Genomic DNA, 16,731 nt, shown 5'->3' on the forward strand with positions numbered 1-16,731 from the left:
AACCCTTAAATAAATACTGTCAACAAAGTTTTATATCATTGAATTTGGTCTTGAGCGTAAATTCGGCATTGGGTTCTTTAAAATACCTATCAAATCCATTTACCAAATGTTCCAAAGCAACCCTATACCTTGCCTTTCCATGGGCATTGTCTTCATAATAAGTGCATGGATCTTTGGGATGTACCTCTGTCGGTGTCCTAAATACTTTGATATTGCGGTTCATATACTCAAACCGTAGTGAAGCTCTTTTATGAATATTCCCAAGGGTAAGTTCACTTGGATATTCAGGTACATCATAGTAGATTTCTTCCAATATGACAATGAATGCCCTTCTACGGGAGAGTTTGGGTTTTATTGAAGCCTTTTCCAAGTCATCTCGTAGGTCTTGGACAATTCTTTCGGCCATCCTGATCTGGGATTGGGTGTATTTATTGCTCCCTATCAAGGGGTTCTCCTCATCTCCCAATTTTTGAAGATGTCTGAGCAACACATCCGAATCGATCATAGACTTGGCCCTTCCTTGCCTTTTTGTCTTGATACTTCTTTTTGGATGAAACTTCCCAGTATCTTGGACATATCCGTTGTCCTAGCCGAAAGCCTCATCATATTTTCCTGAACGTATGACCCAACGAGCAGAAATTCTGCTATATTGATCTTTTGAGGCTCTAACATTCCCTTGGCCATCATTTGCAGGAACAGTTTTTCTTGAGAATCCATCTTTCCATCCTGAATGTCCAATTGCTCTCCTAATTTTTGAAGGCAACTTTTTTTGTCCAAGACATTATCCCACTTGATATGACCAAAAACCGTTTGGCCCACATAAGCCATGACGTAACGTCCATATTCCCATTTTCGGAAAGAGGTGGTCGGGTCCAACAGTTCCATTTCCACAAAATCCAATAACCTTTCATTGGAAAGAATTTCTTCAATGTTGTGTTCCATTTGGAGGAGAAGCTGAAACTCTTCTTTGGCTCCTTGGTCCAAGTTGTTCAACAAGTGTCCTGCAAATGTTTGGGACACCTGAAACAACGGGAGCTTTTCCTCTATGAGGGCATTTAAAAAACGGTAACGTTTTTCCTCTACCAATTCATCATAATGGAGCCCATAAGAAAATAGGATAGCAATCAGCGAGTTCAATTGATCTGTTGAGAGTTTTACCTTTGAAATATTGGTTTCCTGTTGGACAATTTCTTTTATAGTATCATGAAACCTCTTATTCTCTATCTGACTCTCAAAATTCAATAAATCGTAAACAACCTCATCCATATGCTTTATTTTCTGATTTGATTTACATACCTGTGCTTCATGGTAATGCCAAAAATGTGACCTCCTTCTATATTAAGTACTGGTCATAAACAGAGAATCGGGGCCGCTCATAGCATTGGTTACATGCCTTTTAACCTGTTAGTCATTTCTTCGATTCTCTTTATTCGCCATTTCATTTCGTCAAATGCTCTTACAAAGACTTCAAGTTCATCATTTGTCAAACCTTCAGCTATAGCTTTACTCTAAAGCTTAGAGTAGTCCTGATCTGCGTTCAGAAAATCCTGCATTTCTTTCAATATTTTATCAAGCTATTCCCTATCCATGAGATATTGTCATTAGTTAGGGGAGTATTAACTATTGCTAAAGGAATCAGCTACTCTCTGAATTCTTTCTTTTGAAATGCTATTTGGCTGAATTTCATAATCTTGAACAATCTCACGAGACATTTCCAATCTTCCATTCGAAAGCCTTACAATATACCTAAACCTCTCGTTGATAAAATGTTCTTCATAGTTGCCAATTTCTGGATTTAAAATTCTTGCTTCTGAAACTATGCCCGTTACTCCATTAGTGTTTTCTGTTGACTTGTTCATCTCATTTTAGCTTCTTTCCAAAGAATTTCGTTACTTTCTTCAGTTGTTCTTTTGTGTGAACATGGGAACAATTTTTCCTATATAGATAGCCCAAGCTAATGTTTTGAATTTCGTTAAGGGTAATGTTATTAGCGAATGCCAATGTTCGGAGTTCTTTAGCTCTTCCTTCGTCTAAAGGATGCCCGGCAAAAATTAAATCTGCCGTTCCAAATGCTCCACCTATCCTTGTTTGGATTTCTTCCAAAGCATCTATTTTGTTTGTTTTTTCTTTATCTGTCATAATGGAGTTCGATAATTGCATATAGCGGTCTCGGGTATGAAACGTTGGGCATTTCATGGCAATTAAAACTGTCCGCCAGAAACGAACTTGATTAAAAGCTAAAACTTGAGTAAATCACTGTCTGCTCTATGTTCTATACCTATTGTTAGCAGAAGTGTTTTACATCATTGGATATGGGAGTCTTTCTTTTTTGCTTTCAATTTCTTTTTCCTTTTTGAATTCTATTTCAGTTTGGACAAAAAACCATCCATCGGTAGATCTAGTCTCTAATTTATCATTACAGACAGGACATGAAAGTTGGACTTCTGACTTTTCATCGGAATAAAACAGATTGTCTTCAACGATTACAACGGTTGTTTGACAGTTTTCGCATTTAATTAATTCTTCCATCTTACTATCATTTAGCTTAAAAATAGTCTTTTTAAATCAGGGACACCTACTTGATTAAGATAATTGTCCCTACACCAACAATATCCGCATTCTCTAGTTTTAAATTTCCCTTTAAGGATGTGACCGTCTGGCACATTTTCTTTAATGAGTTTTACAGTCTCATTAAACAAATGAATATTCTCATTTGTAAGCGTGACACGAGGATCGTCTACTAACACTCGTCTGACTGATTCGAACAATATAGGACTAGAATTCTTTCGTATTGTTACCATCATTTTTTGCCTAGAGTAATATTTCCAATTATCACGCAGTTCTGCAACGCTCTGAAAATATCTGTCTTCCATTGGAGTTTCTTTTTTCCAATAGATAGGATTATTTTTTGTTATCCAAATCTCATATTCGGTATTCTCAATTAAGCTTACATCAAATTCAAATAAAATAGGACCATAATAATTCTGCCTGCTGAAATAAGTATGTAAATCCGTTGTATCTAAAAATACATCATTCCAAACGTCTAGAACCTTATCAATATCATCAGAGCTTTGAGCTGTTTGGTTTAGTCCAAGGCTTTCTACGGCTCCACGTGATAATAGTCCATTTTGATTTAGGTAAGTAATGGATGTTTGTGTCGTGTTCGCGTGATAGAGCACTTCAATCTCCAATGATTTGAAGAAGTCAAAAAGTTCCTTGTTATCTAGTCTCATTTTTAGTTTTACATTTCTGCCAACGGTTTGACTATGAGCAGTGTCCCTAAGGGCATTGCGTATAGGTGTTGTTAGCTGCTGGTTTTTATTTTATAATCATATTTTGCTAATCTGAGTAATGCGGCAATCAGTAGGAACATTTGATCTGGATTATACTCTTCATAGTCTAAAAAGCAATGAGCTACATTGTTTCGCAGATTTAATCCGCTCTCAGATGAAAACAAATAATTGAAGAGCAAAAGGTCATCGTCATTGAAGAATTTTTTGATGATATCATTATCCAACACATTATGGATATACACTTCTTGCATGCCTTTCTTTCTAATATGACTCGTTGGAATTTTCATCCTTTCACAAAAATCCCTAAGAAGTCCTTCAAACTTAATAGTCAGACTGTCAACAGCAAGAACAAAACTTGGTCTATAGTACTTAGTACTTACCCATCCTTGGATTTGAATGAAAAATTCAATTATTGATGGACTTAATAATCCAATCCAATTGACTGCCTTTCCTTCGCCTCCCAAATCATATTTTAGATGCGGTTTCCCGATCCATGATTGAGTTGCTATGAACTCGATGAAATTCTCAAAAGTTAATTTCCCTGATTTAATACCTGGAACCAAAATGTAGTGTAAATAAGGGAGAACACTCATTTTCATTTGATAGCTATAAGTGTCAAAAAGTTTCTTGTCTTTCTCTGCATCCGTTCCCTTACTTGATATGTTTTTGTTTTTGTCAAATTGGATAGTTGTCACAAAATTCAGAAAGGCATTCTTATTATTCTCAGATGCCTTGATTACATCGCTGTATTTTGGAAAAAAGAAACCATTTGAAATAGTTCTGTATATGTCTTCTGGATCTTGTTTAGTTATGTCTTCAGCTAATTTTTTGATATAGTCTTGAAATTCTTGCAGTTGTTTTTGAGTTTCTTCATCAAAGTCAATTCTTGTAGTAGGTAACTTAACTTTAGGTTTTAACTCAGAGTATAGGGTTTCCGCGTCTTTTACCTTTTCAAGATTTCCTGCTGAGGTGAAGGCTTTAATGGCGCTCGCATAATTATCTAGTTTTAGCCAAAATCTATCTTCTTCAGTTTCTCCTTCAGCAATCCTCAAGTATGCTAGTCCACATTCATTGTGCCATTTCCTTACATCAGATTTTGTTTTAATTGCAATTTTTAGAGCCGTTGGGATATGGTAGTTTACCAACGAAAAATCATCAGTTTTCTTTCTGTCATTTTTTAGTTCATTTTCAAAAATGGATAGCGTTTGCTTGAAGTCATCGGACTTGAAAAGCTTCGGATAGTCAAGCATATCATTTAAAATTCCATGTTTAGTGTAGAATTCAAAATCGGATTTAAAAAGTAGCTTTTTAGTAAGAATTTTAATCGGAGATAGCTCGGTTTTAGTGCTATTCGCTACCGCAAGTAATGTTTCATATAATCGACCTACTTGGTAGGGTGTTTCTTTTCGATGACCTTCTTCAAATTGATCTAAATATGATTCTATTGATTCAATATAGTTTTCAATGGCTCTTTCTGCATACTTATTGTGTTTAATTGAATTGGGGCATTTCCACAATAAGTGATTGTACTTTGCTTTCAGTATGGGATTTGAAGATTCCTCAGATCTTATTGTTAAGTAGTGGATGACTTCAGATTGTAGTTCATTCAAGTTGGGGTAGCTCTTGACCCGTTCACTGGTCTCAGTACTTGAATATACTTGTGAGAATAACTTATCTCCTTTGACATCAAACAGGGAAAAGTCAATTTCCCATTGGGCTTTTTGTTTTTCTCCTTCATCAGATGATTTATTTCGATACGCTACCCAAAGGTCAGTTATGTACCAATTTCTTTCTAATTCAAAAGCATTTTGGTCTACAAAAGCATATAAGTCTTCAATTTTTTCAAATTGGTTTATGTCGATGTCTTTGCTTTTCAAGATGTTTTTTACTTCAGTTTTCGGCGTATTTACTTGCAGCTAACACCACGCGGATATGGCGAGTTGCGTTGCGAGCAAGCTCGCAAAAGCTATGGTAGCCATTGGACGCATATTCGCTGTATCCGAAGTTGGGTAACAGTGGCAAAGGCAATTTAGTGAAAATAAGTGATCGGTCTTGTTCCGGTGTTTTGGCGAATGTGCGGTCGTACCGCGTGGCGTTGGGAACATTTAGTGTTTGCAGGTGGCACGGGGTGCCGCAAACACGTGCCGCAGGCATTGTTCCCAACTTATTTATATTCTAAACTTTGTTGGGCATATACTGCCAATCTGGTCGGCTATGCCTAAGTTTTGTGATTTTCGGTTTAGGGTAGCTTTCAAGTTTCGTGTTAATTTCTTACCATACAAGACAACCATATTTATTGATCATCAAATGAATCATAGATGATTTTAAGTATTCTAAAGGACATTCATAAAAATGTGACAAATTATCAATTGAGTGAATTTACCCTCTGAGGTCAAGTACATACTGGGCTTGGGATTTTAAGGAACATACGAGAAACTTTGTCCAATTCTTGGATCAAACCCAACCCGACCTAATAAGTATTCTCATGATCTGCATGGTTAGTTCAAAAATGGCAAATATGGGAAGAACAAACCAGATACCTGGGATAAGCCCGATAAGGATGATTACCAATAAGAATGGCAACCTCAACAATCTCTTGATTCGCAGGATTCCCAAATAAGTATAAAGAACCACCCATAGAAAACCCACCAAGGGAAGTTCATTGTATAGTTCCGAAAATGTCATAATCTTTGATTTTAAGTTCGATTTCTGTTATGTGAAAAAACGACTCGCAAAACCCTATAAATGACCGATAGGACAACTTCGATACCTATTCTTTTTTCGTTCATTTTTTCACCAGTTCCTGTAGGCTTACCACATGGAGTTTGCAAGGAAAAAAAGTTCCTGCTTTGTAAGCGATACGGATAAAGCCGATGTAACACCCATCCCCATATTCCAGTACCTTTATCCCTTTATATTTAATGTCATGAGGGCCCTCCAAGACCTTGCCCCTGCGCTGTACAAGATGGTAAAGTGCCTGTAGTTTTGTTCCCTGTACCCTGCTCCAGTTTCCCAACAGGGCGACATCATGGATCGCCCAATAATTGGATGCCTTTATGAACACTTTTTTATTGTCCTCCATAGTTCCCTAGACTTTTATGGGGTTGACCATTCCGCTTTTGAGGTTCACAAATCCCCCGTGGACGGATAATTGTCTATGCGACAACAACCTGAACAGGCAGTCCGATGCGTGAGCCACCAAGACATCGTTGATATAAAGGGACTGTTCCATCAACCGATCGGCATAGGCACATCCCCTTCCCTGTTGGGATTCAGTATCATGGTCTTCCAAATTCGGGAAAAGGTCGGTTATCTTCTTCAGTCTGCTTATGCACTCCAAAGAACCATCGTCCAATTTTCTATCTTCCTCGAACAGGCTTCCGAGAACGAACTGCCCCGTGTCCCTACTGTTGCCGATGTCGAGCCAGTAGAACATTGTCCTATGTTCAGAACCCCTATGTGGATGCTGCAAGGCCAAAGAAAGTGCCTTCCTATATTTGGCATTGTCCACACAGGTCACGATGATGTTCGATCTGATGTCATCGCCAAAGGCCATGGCATTCATCGGTATTCCTTCCCATTGCAGCCCAAAGGCACGGTTGATCTTGGTCAAGGCATTGACCACCTTGTTTTGTCCAAGGTCATGGGGGGTGAACAATTGCCTACCGATGTTCATGGGTTCGACAACATCCCCGTCAAATGCCCTGACGTGCAGTCCGGGATGTCCCGTTTGGCGAAGGGCATGATCCAACCTCGCCAACCTTGCGAGCATAAGGGAGCCATTTCCACCTACCCCTATCAACGATATTGTGATCGGGTGTGTGGGATTGAAGAAATAATTGGGGGCGATATGTATCCTATCTTTCATAGAATTGTTTTATGGTCATGTTGTTCGTAATAAGTAGGTTATCGTCGAAACGCTGCTTTCCATGGAGACGTTTCATCATTTCCACAAGGTTTCCCTTGATCAGGTCGTTATGGTGGGTTTCCGTGAACACCGAGGAAAAGAACTGTTTTTCCATAAACCCCATGATGTCCTCATAATGCTCGAATCCGTCATAGTCCATGGAAACATTGCCCATGCAGACCCTGCCCCGTGCATTGACATTGGGCAAGGGGGCATGGTACAGTAAAGCATCCCCGTCAAGGACATCGCTCCGTTTTAGGGCGAATACATTCAGAGTGTTCCCCTTCAACGAAAATACCAGTTTGGGGAGGGGGTACTGCCCTATCGGGATGCCCATCCTTTCATCGAAATACAGGGTGTGCCGTTTAGGGTGGATGATCCACACCAAATGCAAATCGCCCTTAAAACCGAAGTGGATAAGGTTCTTGGGCAACAGTCCCTTAAAGGAGAATTTTATCAATTCCCCTTCCAAGCACCTGAACAGGTTCCTTGCAGTGTCCTTGGTCAGGGGCATCCCCGCTGTAAGACATTCCCCGACTATCCTATGGTAGGCAAAATAGTGCTCCGTATTATAATAACTCGGTGTACTGGCATAGCCTATCAATGCAAATTTTGGCGCCAAATGATCGTCCATGTCCAATTCCATGATCTTTTCCATATCAAATCCGTTCCATCAGTTCGTTCAGTTCACAAATAAAGTTTTCCACTTCCTTTAGTTTTTCCTCCAATCCTTCCTCAAAGGTCTCCATCCCATTGTTGCTCACGGTTGCATGGGAATACGTGGAGAGCAGATCGTACTCATTGGAGCAATCATTGAGCATGTTGATGTACGATCGGGTAAACTCGCTCTCGCCATCATCGGTTATCAAGAACGTATGGTAAAAATCGACCATGCTCTCATATCCATCACGGACGGATATCCGTTGTACCACCTGAAAATCCAACTTTTCCGAAGTCAAAAGGAGTTCTTTTAGCTTCCTATATACATCCTTTTGGGGTCGGTAGCTTTCCAATCGGGATTTCCAGTCCATAATTTGAAAGTCGTTGTATTTCCTTTCGTAGCGACTCAGAAAATCAACTGAACCTTTCAAACGCTCTCCATAATCCTCATTGTGGGCTTCCCTACAATATGCCATTTCCTCGATCAAAAAAGTCCATATCCAGTCGATCCTGTCCTCACACGTATCGAAGATCGAATCAAAGGGAAGTCCCTTGATGAAGGATAGGAGTATCTCGAACAAGTTTCTGTTCTTGCGCTTCATCCCGTACAACGGCATTAGGTTGATACAGTAGATATTGCCCTTGTTCCCAATGTACCGTTTCAGGTCTAGTTCCAATTCCCCGTCACAATTGTGGTACACATCGATCAGATCGACCCTTGCCCTGTCCCTGAGCCTGTTCGCACATCTAAGGATAAGGCCTTGCAAGCTGTCCCCGTTATCGAACCTCCAAGAATCGATGCTCCCCGTGAACTTTCGGGTAACCTCCACCATCAACCTTGCCAATTGGCGAAGTCCGTCACCTGAATACTTTTCCGATAAATCGTTCAGGGCAATGGGCCATACGTTCACGTTAGGAAACAGTCTGTCCTTCTTAACAATGCCTTCATCCGCCTTGTCCCTATGGTGTGGCTTTCCTGTTGGAACGCCCTGAAAAGGTCGTTGTGGAACTCCGTGAGTTCCCGTGAGGTGATGGTCTTTGATGGTGTTGTACATTTTCCCTTGTTTAAAAATTCATCCACGTTCATATCATCAACCTTTGGTTCCTGCCAATGATTGGAAGTGTATCTCATGTAACCCATCATTGATGCCCTTGTCCACGACATTGGCATTGGTCAGTTCGGGATATAGTGCGGAATAATGCTCCATGATCCGTTCATGCCCCATTTCGGGGTCAATGTCCTCCAGTTCGATCTTTTCCCTGTTACCGTTCAGGAAAAGGTACTTTCGTGTTATGTTAGCGATCTGCATCTTGGAAAAGGTTTGGTGATTCATATTGGGACATCTGCTCCAAGACCTTTTTGGCCTCTTTGTTATCGGGGTCTAGTGCCAAGATCTCCTTGGCGGCTTTGATCGCCCTCTCATGGTCTTTCATCGGGTTGAAGTCCTTATCCTTGATCAGGCTCTGCAAGGCGGTGGCCTTCTTGCCCACGGATTCTTTCTGTTTCTTGGCCTTTGCCGTCCTGCCCTCTGAAACCTTTAGTGATGCTTCATAGGCCTCCACGCTGTCGAACATGGTCTTTGTGCGCTCCAATGGTCTTTGGACGGCCTCGAAGAACTTGTTGTCCATTTCCTCGACACTTGCCCGTAGGCTCAATGGTCTTAGGGATTTCAGTCCCTTGTCATCGGCATGGCTCTTGGGCAGAACGGACACCGATACCTCTCCATCGGAAAAGGTGATGCTCAGCCCCAACTGTCGTATCCCCGTTTTTTCAAGGGATGAAAAAAATTGGTTCATAAACGATGTATTTAACTGTTTTACAATTGATTAACTATTGTAAATATACGATCAGGGGGTGGGCAGGGCAGGGTAATCCGAGGAAATATCCACCATTTTCTTCTTCCTCCCTTTCCACAAAAAAAGCACCCGTCAGGGTGCCATGTCCCATGACAGCATCCATGGGTCGATAGGGGTCGTAGTCCCATTTTATGGGTAGGGAAAAGAATGATCCGAGCGGCGGGAAGATAAATGCAAGTGGGCGTTTTTTCGCCCGCTTGCTTATGCGCGGTTCCGAGGGGGTTGAACGCCCTGACCGAAGGGAAGGGTCTTCAACTTCCGCAGGAACAGGGATGACAGCGTAAAATATACTTCATTATGGTAATCCTGCCCATTCTGTTCTTATTTTTTGGGAGGGGGAAATTCCATTTTCATTTTCCAATCCAAGGCATTCAACTTTTCCAAAAAAACTTGGATTCCTTGTATCAGATCTTTGTACGTCGGGGAATCCCCATAAATCATCTGTTCCTGCATTGTCCTATAATCGGCCTGCCAAGCTTCTTCAAGATCCGAAGGTGGGATGGGCCGTATAGTCTGGGGTTGGTGCAGGTTATAATCCACTCCGCCAAGTCTTGTGAACACATATCTGTGGCTGACAATGGTTTCATATAATCCTTTGTCATGGATGGCATTGGTCGCAAATTCCGTTTTCGCCAATTGATAGATATCATAAAGGTGGCGGCTAAGCCTATCCACCCTTATCTTTTCCTTGGGACGTTGGAATTCCTCGTGCAAAAGGAACAGTTTTTCCAAAAAAGTCCTTTCGGGCGTTACGGATGGGACCATCACCGGAGGCTCTATGAATTCGTCATCGGGATATTGTTCATCCACAAAGGAACTTATCGGTTTGGGGCTAAAAGGTTCCCTTAGGGAACGGCAACCGATCTCGACCTGGACCCTTGGCTGTATGTATCCGGGGGATTTGGTGATATGGGGATAGTAGATTTCTATGATACGTGGATCTTGGTCGCTTGATTCGGCGGGAACGATATTGAAACCGACATCATTGAATCCGTTCTCCGTGAACCGTCTTTGCAGTTCAGGGTAGAATTCCCCTGAAATGTAGGAACTTGTTTCTTTCCTGAGTTTCGTGAGCTGTTTTTTTGATAGTTCCCCGGAATACCCAAAAAAACTACGGTCAACGGCGAGGTCAATATCCTCGCTGAACCGTTCTATCAGTTTCCATGCCTTGCTCAAGGATGTCCCGCCCTTGAACACCAAATGTTCACCTATTCCCATTTCAAAGATCGTCCTCAATGTATGGACGACCCACCAGTCCTTTTCAACTGCAAAATCGGGCACTCCCGTTCTGTTCCCTACATTTTGACAGATGGCCAGTTTATCCTCTTTGGGGATGTTGTAAAATGTGGTTTTATCCATTGTCCAAGCTCTTTTCCATAATTTTCTGTATCCATACCGGTGCCAGTTCTATATCATGGAGCAGGTCCTTTTGGTCTTCTTTTTTCAAAAGGGCCATGATTTTTGCTTTCTCCTCTTCCGTTAATCTGTCCTTTCCAATTTCACGGAGGGCCTGTATCACCAATCTGCTTATCCCGCCCTTGGCCGATAGATTCTTGGGGGTGGTCTTTTTCAGTTTTATGCTTCGTTTGCCCAGTTTTATTTCCCTGGGGGCTCCATCGGTAAGGAAGACAAGTTTCATGGGCACTTGTGTACTGAGCCCCAGCGCACTTAGGGCATATGCCCCGGTGGGCACCAACCTTATCTTGTCCCTTTTGGCTATGGCCATTGCGATTTCCTCTGCCGTTGGCAATACCTCCCCTGCATATTTGCTTATTTTGGGACGCACATAGATTCCCTGGGCCACCCTTTGTACATAACCTTCCTTTTCCAATCTATGGAGGGCCAAACGAACCGCTTCGGATGAACCCAGTCCCCGAAAGTCATCAGGGAACAATAGCTCTCCCCGTTTCTTCCTGGAAATACTTTTTTTTATTTTGGATTCGATACTCTCCACTGGTTTATTTTGTAACAAATTTAGCAAATATTTGTTACAATAATTTTTCCATGAAAGCTTTTTTACCATTTGGTATTGTACCCGAGGGTATAAAATTGGAACCATGGCCTTGGCAACAGTTCATAATGATCGGCCCGTCCCTACATCCAAGGACTCCGAATGGGACATCACCGATTTTTCCGGTTCTTTTTCCTTATCAGTAATATCCACATCGAACTTTTTGTCCAGTTCATCGTTGATCTGTTCCATTCTCGTTTCCATCTCCTTGAGGTCGTCCAATTTATCAAAATCAAGGTCCAATATTTTTTGGTTGGCGGTAATGTGGTGTCCATGGTCAAGGGCCAGTTCCTTTTGGTCCTTGATCGACCGGGGAATCTTGGAAAGGGCATTGTACATGTAATCGGCCACGCTCTTGGGGTTCACAACGATCCGTCTGGCCCCATGTCCATAGGTCGCATTGTCCGTGCGGACAAATAGGGAATGGGTCTCCATATCCTCTATCCTGATGCAGAGGCTTGCCCCATCCATCTTTAGGACCTGATGTTCCGAAACCATGCCCTTGCGCTTTTCAAAAAAATCGATAATGGCCTGTCCAATATCCGTATCCTGGGTGTTGGACGGAAGCCCCATCGCATTTCTGATAATACCGTAATAGGTTTCCTTGCTTTCCATCAATTGCCATAACGGTAGGTCCCTTTCGAGCTTTTCAATGTTCTTGGACACCTTTTCCCTCTCCCTGGAATGGAACCGGATGTTGTTCTCCGCTTCAAGCCTGTTCCGTTTGAAAATGGACCGTTCCAGTTGCAGCTCTTCCAACCTCTTGCCCAGTTGTTCCTTTTCCAGGAAGAGCGGGTCGTTCTTGGCCACGGCCAACAGGGTCTTGTAATCGATGGAACCGTTGTCGTCCACTGGGCCCATATCCAGTCTGTTGAACTGGATGGTTCCGTTGGTAATCTGTTCGATAAAGTTCTTTTTGGTATTGACATTGTTGAGCATCAGGGCATCGGTGGAGTTCTCGACGATATAAAAGGAGATAATGACCTTATTTTCCCAATATTTTTTGGCCATTTCATTCCCTTTCCTTGCCCCCCTTCCGTTACGCTGGTCCACGTCCGTGGGTCGGTGGGGAATATCGACATGGTGGATCCTGACCATCCTACGTTGGATATTGGTCCCGGTTCCCAATTTTTCCGTGGAGCCTATAATGATACGGTACTTGCCGGAGTTCAGGTCATCAAAGCATTGGAGCCTTTTGCCATCGGTCTTGAAATCGTGGATGAACACCACCTCTTCGGACGGGACATCGTATTCCTCGGTCAGGATCCGCTTGATCTCCGAATAAACGTTAAAGGTGTCCTTTGGGGTGCCCAGATCGGAAAAAATCGCTTGGGTCCCCTTAAAATTGTTGCTCTCGGTATAGGTCCGATAGACCTCACGGGCGATGATCCGCAGTTTTGCCTCCCCGGGATCCTCCAGATCGGGGTTGAGCAATCTGGGATCGATGGAGGCATGGCGCATATGGTGCAGCGCAATCAAGGACATTGCCCCCTTTTGATCCTCGGTATAGGTCTTGTTGCCATACAGATAATCACTGTTACCGGTCCCAAGAAAGGTCTTTATTTGTTCAAAATAGGCCAACTGGCCCTCGGTGGGTTTGATGGTATGTACATCCATCACCGCTTTGGGCCGATCGATATGGTGGGTCCGTGCATTGACGATGATGGATATTTCATTGTACAGGGTGGACAGCAATTTCATTTTCTTGAAGGAGCGGAACCGCTCACGGACCTTGTAATCTCCGGAGACCGTGGGCTCGAACTCATAGGATTTATTGGCGAAAACCTGGGCCCACTGGTCAAAGGAAGCTATGTTCATTTCCTTGAGCCTTTCCGGAATGAGGTACTTGAACAGAACGTACACCTCGGTTATGGAATTGGAAATAGGCGTGCCCGATAGAAAAGTGGCTTGAAAGTCCTTGCCCCTGGACCTTTGGAGGGTCCTGATCGCCGTGTACAGGTTTTTGCTCCTTTCAGATCCGGTACTGGTGTTCAGGCCTGCCACCCTGGAATGCCTGGTGGTGTACATCAGGTTCTTGAACTTATGGGATTCGTCGACCATGATATGCTCAAATCCCAATTGGTCGAAGGTCAATATCCTGTCCTTCCCTTTTTCGATCTGGTGGTAAACGTTCTGGAGCTGTGCCTCCAGGTTTTCCTTTCTGATCTCCAGCCCCTTCAGCACCCTTTTGTTGATATCGTACTTGTTCTCATAGATCACTCCCAGGTCCTTTTCCAGATTGTCCAGTTCCTCTTGGATGATTTCCTTGATGATCTCGGGGGACTGCGGTATGAACTTGAAGGTATCGTGGCTCATCAATACCACATCGGGACGTTGGGAGACGACCTTCGCAAAAAAGGCGTTCCGCTTTTGGATTCCACCGACCTCCCTGTCGTTGGCCACCAACAGTTTCATTTGGGGAAAGGCATTGCGGAACTCCTTTTCCAACTGTACCACGGTCGATCTCAGGCCGATGATCACCGTCCTTTTGGACAGGCCGAGTTCACGGAGCTTTTCGGTGGAAAGTGCCATATCCAGGGTCTTTCCGAAACCGACCTCCTTATTGACCAACAGTCCTTGGTTGATGATGATCCCGGCCACGGTGTCCTTTTGGCTAAGGTAAGGTTCAAAATGCCTCAATCCCTGGAACTCCAGATAGCTCCCATCGTACTTGGGCATGATCTTGGCATCATAGATGGAGTAAAATTGGAACTCCAACGACTTTTTGAGTTCGCTGTTCCCGATTACATATTCGTTGAATTCCCTGTACATGATCTCGAACTTTATGTTCACCTCCTGCATCTTGGTCTTGTCGGTCCTTTTAAAATCCCCGGACCCCTTCGATATATAGGGTATGGTGGAATTCAGGGCTCCTTCCAGAATGTCCTTGAAACCGTAGTATCGGTGTTCGGAACTGACGTAAAACTTTTTGACGCTCGCATAGTCGTATTTTTCGATCTTGACCATGTATTTTGACGTGGTCTCATTGTAACTTATGTGTGCCAATGTCCCATAGGTGTCAAAAATAAAGGATTGGGTTACCTCAATGGGAAACCAGGGCTCATGGATCTTGACATCGAGATCCTCGAACGGGGTGATCGGCGGGTTGACCTTTTCCAGTTCCAAAATGGACCGGGAGAGGATGTCCCTGTCCACAAAGGAACGGAACTCCCCAAAGTCGTTGTTCCGGTACCATTGTATCTTTTTATGGATGACACCGGACACAAACAGATATTTTGGGACAAGCCTACACCCATCTTCGGTCGGGTCGATGAACAACAGGCCCTTGGAAAGGGATTCCCCGATCACCGTTTCCTTGGACATATCAGTACGCCCGGCAATGGCAGCGATATCGATCCTATTGTACCGGTTCAGGGAAAAATAAATGGCATCCTGTAGGGTCAACAGTTCGGGGCTTTCTTCCACTTGTGGGGCCCAAGGGGTCAAAAGAAATTGGCCCTTGGCAAAAGTCCCTTGTTCAGGGCTTTCCAATGCCAATACCAAAGGTCCCTGGACATCTAGGGTCACTAAATGGTAATTGGCCTTGTCGTTCAGGTTCCCATATTGAAAAAGGAACACGTCGTATTGATAGTTCAGGTCCTCCCAGATTTTCTGCCCATCTACGACCTTGGGTTCCAAGAGTTTCAAATAGGTGTCCCGTAGGGAGATGATCTTGGTCAGTTTATCGAATTCGGCCGGGTTGGTCTTCAGGTAGTAATACTGTCCTGAATCGGTGATCTTTGCAATTTTTTGTTCCGCCACGATCAGGTTGCCCGGTCTTAATGGGCCTTCATATGACTGCTGAGGGTTTCTAGGCACAGCGGCCTTATCCGTTTTTTTCTCCGTTATGATTCTGGATTTTATGCTCGATGGTCTAAAGGTTATCAAGGCCTCCCTTATGGCGGGTTCGATCGTGGCAATATTGTTGGGGTTCTTTACGGTATAATCGGAATGGTCATAAAGTCCTCCCGGTTCCATCGTACCCATGATATTTTCGGGATGGGCATCAAAATAGGCATTCATTTGGATTTCGTTGTCTTCAAGATTGACCTTTGCCGTTCCCATGAAAAGTCGGTTCCTTTCTTTCTGTTCCAAGGATGGGTTCTTGGCACGGCTTTTTTGGAAGACCAGGATATCGCCGATCACCGAGGTGTTTTCCTGCTCAAAGGCATTGTCCGGTAACCTGACCCCGCCCAAAAAATCATTGTCCTTAATGATATTTTCACGGATCTGCCCATATTTTGCCTTATCGAGGAAATTCTTGGTACATATCAATACCACCATTCCCCCCGGTTTGGCCAATTCCAGACTTTTATGGACAAAGTAGCTATGGACATTGCTGGTAAGCCCGTCCCTTAACGGGTGGCCCGCCAGATCGGGGTCGAAGACCTTATTGGCCCCAAAGGGAATGTTGCTGATGACCAGATCATAACTTTTGGCAGCATCGCTCTGGCCGATACCCTCAAATGGGATGCCGAAAACCCGGACATTGTCACTGTGCTTGAAATTATGTTCCAAGATCCTTGCGGTCAGGATCTCCTTTTCAAAGGCCGTGACGTTGGCCTTGGGATATCGGCGCAACAGTTCCCTGATGATAAGCCCGTTCCCTGCACTTGGCTCCAAAATGGTCCTAGGGGTAAAGTCGGGTATCCCGGCCAAAAAATCCATCATGGCCCGGATTACGGGCACTGGGGTATAAAACGAGTTCAGGGAACCCTTTTTCAGGCTGTCCACAAGGGTATCTGTATACGTATCGCCCACATACTGGTTCAATGCACCTAAAAACCGTTCCCGGTATTTTTCATTTTTGAGGATGTCGAAGATATTGCCGAACCCTGGATTGTTGATGAAGGTATGCCCGAGGGTGTCCGAATTTCGCAATGCGTCGATGGTCCGGACCATAAAGTCCAGATATTTCTTTTTTGAGTATTTCATAGATCGTGAGTTAAGGAATTTTCCGGACCGTCCATTAAGGCCGGCCCTGCAGGGATTGTTCCCCTGCT

The 16,731-nt window shown here is 43.5% G+C and carries 17 protein-coding genes; all 17 read right to left on the minus strand.

Annotated features, from left to right (window positions below; all coding sequences use genetic code 11):
• Positions 1 to 19: 19 nt before the first annotated feature.
• Positions 20 to 505 (minus strand): hypothetical protein, encoded by a 486-nt coding sequence (locus tag J0656_RS07335; RefSeq protein WP_207032599.1) that lies wholly within the window; start codon positions 503 to 505, stop codon positions 20 to 22.
• Positions 502 to 1,266: a hypothetical protein gene (locus J0656_RS07340; protein WP_207032600.1), complete on the minus strand. Its 765-nt coding sequence runs from the start codon at positions 1,264 to 1,266 to the stop codon at positions 502 to 504. Before J0656_RS07340 ends, J0656_RS07335 begins: the two co-directional genes overlap by 4 nt.
• Positions 1,267 to 1,616: 350 nt before the next feature.
• A complete protein-coding gene (locus J0656_RS07345; protein WP_072880432.1) occupies positions 1,617 to 1,859 on the minus strand; it encodes a hypothetical protein in 243 nt (80 codons plus the stop codon).
• Between the two features lies 1 nt (position 1,860).
• Positions 1,861 to 2,139: a hypothetical protein gene (locus tag J0656_RS07350; protein ID WP_207032601.1), complete on the minus strand. Its 279-nt coding sequence runs from the start codon at positions 2,137 to 2,139 to the stop codon at positions 1,861 to 1,863.
• Between the two features lie 159 nt (positions 2,140 to 2,298).
• Entirely contained in the window at positions 2,299 to 2,529 is a 231-nt protein-coding gene (locus tag J0656_RS07355; RefSeq protein ID WP_207032602.1) for a hypothetical protein, read from the minus strand.
• 11 nt (positions 2,530 to 2,540) lie between these two features.
• On the minus strand, positions 2,541 to 3,233 hold the full coding sequence (locus J0656_RS07360; RefSeq protein ID WP_207032603.1) for a hypothetical protein: 693 nt from the start codon (positions 3,231 to 3,233) through the stop codon (positions 2,541 to 2,543).
• A 71-nt stretch (positions 3,234 to 3,304) separates the two neighbouring features.
• Entirely contained in the window at positions 3,305 to 5,170 is a 1,866-nt protein-coding gene (locus J0656_RS07365; protein WP_207032604.1) for a DUF4209 domain-containing protein, read from the minus strand.
• 577 nt (positions 5,171 to 5,747) lie between these two features.
• A complete protein-coding gene (locus J0656_RS07370; protein WP_207032606.1) occupies positions 5,748 to 5,978 on the minus strand; it encodes a hypothetical protein in 231 nt (76 codons plus the stop codon).
• A gap of 100 nt (positions 5,979 to 6,078) precedes the next feature.
• The gene (locus J0656_RS07375; RefSeq protein ID WP_207032608.1) at positions 6,079 to 6,375 is read right to left on the minus strand and encodes a hypothetical protein; all 297 of its coding nucleotides are present in this window, start codon (positions 6,373 to 6,375) and stop codon (positions 6,079 to 6,081) included.
• A gap of 6 nt (positions 6,376 to 6,381) precedes the next feature.
• The gene (locus J0656_RS07380; protein ID WP_207032609.1) at positions 6,382 to 7,161 is read right to left on the minus strand and encodes a PRTRC system ThiF family protein; all 780 of its coding nucleotides are present in this window, start codon (positions 7,159 to 7,161) and stop codon (positions 6,382 to 6,384) included.
• Positions 7,151 to 7,858 (minus strand): hypothetical protein, encoded by a 708-nt coding sequence (locus J0656_RS07385; RefSeq protein ID WP_207032610.1) that lies wholly within the window; start codon positions 7,856 to 7,858, stop codon positions 7,151 to 7,153. Before J0656_RS07385 ends, J0656_RS07380 begins: the two co-directional genes overlap by 11 nt.
• Before the next feature lies 1 nt (position 7,859).
• The gene (locus tag J0656_RS07390) at positions 7,860 to 8,915 is read right to left on the minus strand and encodes a hypothetical protein (RefSeq protein ID WP_207032611.1); all 1,056 of its coding nucleotides are present in this window, start codon (positions 8,913 to 8,915) and stop codon (positions 7,860 to 7,862) included.
• A gap of 36 nt (positions 8,916 to 8,951) precedes the next feature.
• Positions 8,952 to 9,170 carry a PRTRC system protein C gene (locus J0656_RS07395; RefSeq protein WP_207032612.1) on the minus strand — a complete coding sequence of 73 codons (219 nt, stop codon included), beginning with the start codon at positions 9,168 to 9,170 and terminating at the stop codon, positions 8,952 to 8,954.
• A complete protein-coding gene (locus tag J0656_RS07400; RefSeq protein ID WP_207032613.1) occupies positions 9,157 to 9,657 on the minus strand; it encodes a PRTRC system protein E in 501 nt (166 codons plus the stop codon). Before J0656_RS07400 ends, J0656_RS07395 begins: the two co-directional genes overlap by 14 nt.
• Positions 9,658 to 10,038: 381 nt before the next feature.
• Positions 10,039 to 11,076, minus strand: coding sequence for a nucleotidyl transferase AbiEii/AbiGii toxin family protein (locus tag J0656_RS07405; protein WP_207032614.1), 1,038 nt, complete (start codon positions 11,074 to 11,076; stop codon positions 10,039 to 10,041).
• A complete protein-coding gene (locus J0656_RS07410; RefSeq protein ID WP_207032615.1) occupies positions 11,069 to 11,671 on the minus strand; it encodes a DUF6088 family protein in 603 nt (200 codons plus the stop codon). The genes J0656_RS07405 and J0656_RS07410 overlap by 8 nt, the downstream gene beginning before the upstream one ends.
• Positions 11,672 to 11,791: 120 nt before the next feature.
• Entirely contained in the window at positions 11,792 to 16,663 is a 4,872-nt protein-coding gene (locus J0656_RS07415) for a helicase-like domain-containing protein (RefSeq protein WP_207032616.1), read from the minus strand.
• Positions 16,664 to 16,731 lie beyond the last annotated feature (68 nt).

Source organism: Flagellimonas aurea, from assembly GCF_017313785.1.
Classification (GTDB): domain Bacteria; phylum Bacteroidota; class Bacteroidia; order Flavobacteriales; family Flavobacteriaceae; genus Flagellimonas; species Flagellimonas aurea.